Annotated in this window: 5 protein-coding genes; 2 read left to right on the forward strand and 3 right to left on the reverse strand. The window is 59.5% G+C overall.

All coding sequences use genetic code 11. The features are described 5' to 3' along the window. From VGG64_08930 to VGG64_08940, 3 genes are all read right to left on the reverse strand, one after another. The coding region (locus VGG64_08930; GenBank protein ID HEY1599712.1) for a hypothetical protein at nucleotides 1–1,497 on the reverse strand (1,497 nt) is incomplete at its 3' end. A 35-nt stretch (nucleotides 1,498–1,532) separates the two neighbouring features. Continuing rightward, a complete protein-coding gene (locus tag VGG64_08935; GenBank protein HEY1599713.1) occupies nucleotides 1,533–2,513 on the reverse strand; it encodes a hypothetical protein in 981 nt (326 codons plus the stop codon). 36 nt (nucleotides 2,514–2,549) lie between these two features. Then, entirely contained in the window at nucleotides 2,550–3,335 is a 786-nt protein-coding gene (locus VGG64_08940; protein HEY1599714.1) for a hypothetical protein, read from the reverse strand. Nucleotides 3,336–3,420: 85 nt separating this feature from the next. On the opposite strand from VGG64_08940, the gene VGG64_08945 reads away from it, so the two are divergent. Beyond that, the gene (locus tag VGG64_08945; protein ID HEY1599715.1) at nucleotides 3,421–3,666 is read left to right on the forward strand and encodes a hypothetical protein; all 246 of its coding nucleotides are present in this window, start codon (nucleotides 3,421–3,423) and stop codon (nucleotides 3,664–3,666) included. A 702-nt stretch (nucleotides 3,667–4,368) separates the two neighbouring features. Next, the coding region (locus VGG64_08950; GenBank protein ID HEY1599716.1) for a hypothetical protein at nucleotides 4,369–5,366 on the forward strand (998 nt) is incomplete at its 3' end.

Here is a 5,366-nt window from a genome sequence, read left to right on the forward strand (position 1 = left end):
CAACTCCCGCGACGTCTGCCAGCCGTCCAGCGAGGCAACGTCGTTCGGTTGCCGTCGGTAGAGCAGCAGCCAGTACAACAGACGATCCTGCTCGAGCGACTCGTGCGTGCTGAATTCGGCTAGCCAGTTGGTCAACGTGGCCGTGGCGAAGATATCCAGCGCCATCTGCCGCCATGGCCCCGAGGCGGCATCCCCGAGCAGGCCCTTCCGCAAGGCCGCGCGCAGGGCCGGTGTGGACTTCGACTGCCAACTGTCGGGCAGTTCTATGTGCCCAACAGCCGCTAAAGGTTCGGGCTCGATTGCCACAGCGCCCAGCAATCCGGCTAATCCGCGTGCAATTGTTAACTGCGCGGAGTTGCGTCCGTCCGCCTCACCGTCGTTGGCGACCTGTTTCCAGGCTTCCTGCCAGTCGACCATGTCGTCCAACGCGCCCGTGGTCGCACCGTCGGCGGATTTTGCCAGCAAAGAGCTGAGCGATCGCACCGCTCGCTCGCGAAGGTCCCGCATCGCGCGGATTGATATTCGCTGTCCGGCCCGGTTGGAATTGCTTACGGACGTCAACCAACGACACAACAGTCGCACTTCCTGCCAGTATTCCGCGAAGCGGGCAACTGCATCGCGCCAGTCAGGCGAGGGCGGGGTCGAGCCACTCAGCACTTGCCAGGCACTGAGTTCCGGGATCCATCGGTCGACTGCTTGCATCACCTGGGACAGGGTTGACGAAGACTTAAGTATTGCGGCTACGCCCGCGATGTATTCCTGGATTGCGTCTTCGTCGAGCAGGGGTGCTGCAGGCTGGGCGGCAGCGTCCTTGGTTTCCATGCCCTGCGCAATGGCCATGCGATCCCGGTCAATTACAAACAACCCTGCCCCGACCGGTATGCGCCAACGCAGGGCTGCCGGCAGGCAAGCCAGTGCAAGCCGTATTTGCAGATAAAAGGCTTCCGGTTGGACCTCTTCCTCCGTCGCAACGAATGCATGCCCCGCGAGAATCCGGCTCAGCATCGGGCCAATCATGGCCAGCGCATTGGCGGGAACGGGGGCATCGCGAGTCGCCAGGCTGCGACGGCCGATCGTTTCGTTCCGCAGGCTAGGCCGCGCAACCAGGCAGCCCCACCAGTCGAGCAGCGGCCACGTGGCCGCTGCGTCAGGATCGTTGGCCAGATAATAAGCCTGCGTGTAGAGCCGATCCTTCAGCTGCGGAATCTCGAATCGTCCTCTCACTCGGGCTGCCAGGACATAGTAGCGATCGCCCACGACTTTGGGCGTGTAGACGAATCCACCCGGACCGTCCGGCCAGCGATACCGGCCCCAACCGTGCAGCAAATCGTCGGTGCCGATGCCGACGCGTTCCGGATAACAAAGGGTTGCTATGCGGTCAGGAATGTCGACGCTGACTGCCGATTGATGATGCTCAGACTGCCTCAGGATCGGGCCGTGCTCGCTCTCGACGAGCTTGCCATAGACTACCTGCCACCACCCGGCCGCCTCCGTCATGACTCTAGGGCTCCTATCCTCGCATCAAAAAAGGGCTACGTGGCAAATTGAGCGCGGATCGTGTGGTCGTACAGAACCATATTCCCCGGTTCTCCGCTGAGCAGGAACACAAACGGTTCGAGGACGCGGAACGGTTCCCAGCTATCGTATAACTGGTTGATTGGAACGTTTGGGTTGCACGTCAGCAACGCTTGGGTCTCAGGATCAAAATTGGCAGTTCCCTCATAGGGCACGAAACCGTAGGCCGAGGCCCAACCACACGCCAACTGGGCGTTGCCATTGTCAGCAGCCTGTAACAACGCGCTCAACGAATTGCGGCTCAAAAGCTGGCGTACGCGGCCCCAAGGGATGTCCGACTCGAGTTGTCGGCGGTTACCGGCCCCGGCGTGGTTGTGAACCTGGTCGGCGCGGGTCAAGACGACGGCGATGCGGCTGAAGGGCATGCCTTCGGCCGACACCTTGGATATGAACTCCGGCATCTGCAAAAAGAAGTCGCTGCAAGCTTCTGAATTGTTGGCATCGACGCAAAAGATCATTCCTTGGCACCGACTGGCTCGTTCAAACATCAGTCGACGATGATCGGTTTCGGACCCGTCTGCGCCCCAGGCAAAGCCGCCCGGGGCATCCAGCACGGCGACATCCGCCATCCAGCGCCTTTTCTTTTTTGGCCAGCCCAGCCGACGCGGTTTCATTTCGGGCTGCTCGCGGCCACTGACCTCCACCTTAAAGCGATATTCGCGCAATATTCGCGTCGCCTCGATTCGCGGGCCGTCACGCACGACGCCAGCGGCCATCTTGTGTAGATCGGTCAACGAACCCGTTTCGATCCGGAGCTCGTCGCCATCGTTGCCTTGTGCTCTGTCGCGCCGCGCTGGCGGCGTGGGGACTTCGAGATCGCGAAACGCACATTGCCACGGGTCGTTCGAAATGTACGACTGGCCTGCGGCCACAATCAGGGAGCCGAGTAGACAAGTTTTTCCGCTCTTCGTCGGCCCCGTCAAAAAAATCTTCTCCATAGCTGTACGAGCGGCAAAGGGGGGGCAAGAAGACATTCAGGCACGCTGCCGGGCGATATTGGAAGGGTCGACGAACCAGAGATTGCCAGGGGCACGCGTGGTCAAATACACCAACGGATCGAGCACCTGAAACGGTTGCCACAACTGCCAGTATCGCGATTGGGCGTCGGCGCCGGCCGCGGCACGCAAGCGGTCGCCGCTGGAGTCCATGTTTGAACGGCCGTCCGGCAAGAATCCGTGCGCTGATACCCAGGTACTGGAGATCTCCGTACGCCGATGAGAAACCGCCAACAGCACGTTGCCCAAGCCCGCTCGCGTCATCATCCGCAACACATGGGGCCAGGGATCGGTGGTGCGGGCGGTTTGCTCCGCCCGCTCATCGTATCGCGCAAAATACCGCTCTGCCTTGGTCAGCAGAATCAACATTTGTCGACACGCCAACCGCCCGTCCGGCAACATGCGAAGGATTTCCATAATCGACTTGAAGAATGCCGACGAAGCCTGTTCATCAGTGGCGTCCGCACAAAGGATAATTGAGTCGGCGGCTCTGAAGGCTTCGATCAATTCGGCAAAGATCAAACTCCTGCGAACTTTTTCCGCCTGCTCCTCGCTGACGCTATCGTCAGGCAGCAGCACGCCGCCCGGTCCGTCGACCACTTGAAACTGGACCCGCTGCGCAACGCCGAAAAAAGCCCGCGTGAGCAGCCCTGCGTAGTCAGCTTCCAAGGTAAAGCGAAAATCCAATCGCCTTTCGGTCGCCTGCCTCCCGAACCGCCCGTGCTCGCGCAATTGTTCCGCGGCATCGCGGTAAAGATGCGCCATTGAGGAATTCGGCTCCGGAATCAAACGGCAGGAGGCGGTCTGATGGTCACTGCGAGAAACACTTGGCGCCAGGCACCAGGCGGACATGAGCGTCGTTTTGCCGGCTTGGGAAGGGCCGCACACGAGCACGCTGCAGGAAGACCGACGGCGCGCATCGTGCCAAAGCCAAAAGCTGTCGAACATGGTCAACCCTGGCAGCAAGAGTCCGAAGAGCGAACGGATGCCGCGGCACGACCGCGGGCTCCTCAAGTTATTTGCGTATGCCCGGCGATTCGGTTCGGCGACGAGCTGCGCGTTTGTCTCGATGACCGGCGATGCGTCGGCAACATAGCTTCATGATTGACCGGCCGTGCAACAGATGTTCCACTAAGAAACACTGAAACGACTTCCAACCGCCGCCATGTGAGCCGCCCCCCTCGCGGCGCAATCATCCTGGGGGGCAATCTGCGTAGCTTCGGTCGAATTCTAGTTGGCGACCGAAGGGATGTCAATCAAACGCCGCGGTACGACACAGTGGGTATGGATTCATTGCAGTTGCGCATAAGGCGGCGAGTAAGGGCGGTCGAATTGCGGCCGTGCGGAAATGGCTGAGCTGACGATCGATCGCTGTTATTGGTTTCATACGCCGATCGGTAATTGGTTGTGGATCACACGTCCCCATGCCGGGCAGCGGGCCACCGTGTACCTGCGCGATAACATCTATCTAGGCGAGTTGCTCGCAGGGCGAACGTCCATGTTCTTCCAGTTCCAACCGCCGATACAACAGGCTTTTCCCATTACGATTACCACTGCAGGCGTTGCGACTTTTACGCAAACCTTTCGACACACGGACACCGGGGCTATACCAACCGCGCAACATATCGACGACTGGCCGCACTTGTGCTGGGACGCGAAAGACTGGACTTACGTCAAACTGGATAGTTCCGTTTGGACTTCGAGTGCGCTCATTCACGGAACCTCGCCGGACCTCCGAGAGGCTGGCCGTTGCGTTGCCTTGAAATTCCAAGGGACCCGCCCTCTCGATGGGTGGGAAATGCTCTTCACTCCGGTAATGCAAAACGGCGTCTGTGGCCCGACCGAGCGGTATCTCATTGAGGACTTACGACCTCGCGTCGTGGTGGACTTCGACCACCGCCACGATGCGAACGGCCGGCAAAGCTTGACAGTGATTGTGGACCTAAAACGTTTGCACAATATCGTGCCGACTCTGTCGTGGACTCGCAAAATCCCTCAAATAACCGTACAGGAGGTTTGTGGCAAAGCTGAAGGCAATGCCAAAGGTCAATCAGTGGTTGTGTTCCCGCTGAATGATATCCTAACTGGTGATGTCGTCGAACTGCGTTGGCCACAGGGCGATCCACCGGATATTCATTGCAGAATTCGTTTGGACGGTATTGTCCAGGAGAGCGCGGAGGCAAAATACCCCTATAAGTTTGGGTATCGAAAGTTGGACGAACGTTCCGGGCCGCGATCGCACAAGACGGGCGTGGACAACGGGTCACCTTCGAGCGATGGTAGGTCGGCCGGCGGAGACCTGTCGTCCATCAGAAAGCAACTTCAGCGCAGGGGCGCCGGCGGTTTGTGTGACGATCCCTCCGCGCAACAACTGTTGGTACATATGCCATGGGAGCTGCTCGATGAGTTCTTGCGATTGATTGTGCGCCCCGAGTTCGACGCGATACTCGCCGGATTGGGGGCGAAGAACGGCGAATTGTCCGAGAGGCTAAAACTATTTGTTTCGCGGCCACAGGATTTCACATTGTTAGCGGAACGGCCGGTGGCGCTTTCCAAATTGACTGAGCGACAAGCGCCGGGGTCTGGGCCTATCTCGATAGCCGACCTGCTTGCCCGTTCGTTTGCGCTGGCGCTGCAAGCAGATGGCGAGGGGGCACAAGTGCTGCCTGCTAATTTGTACTCGGCGCTCGCCAACTACTTGCGCCGCTGCGATGGAGTCGAGCTTAATCGTTGGCTTGAGATGGCGCCCGCGGATCTGGAACCTCGACATTGGTTTATTCGTCGCGCCGTTTACGA

Source organism: Pirellulales bacterium, assembly GCA_036490175.1.
Taxonomy (GTDB): Bacteria; Planctomycetota; Planctomycetia; order Pirellulales; family JACPPG01; genus JACPPG01.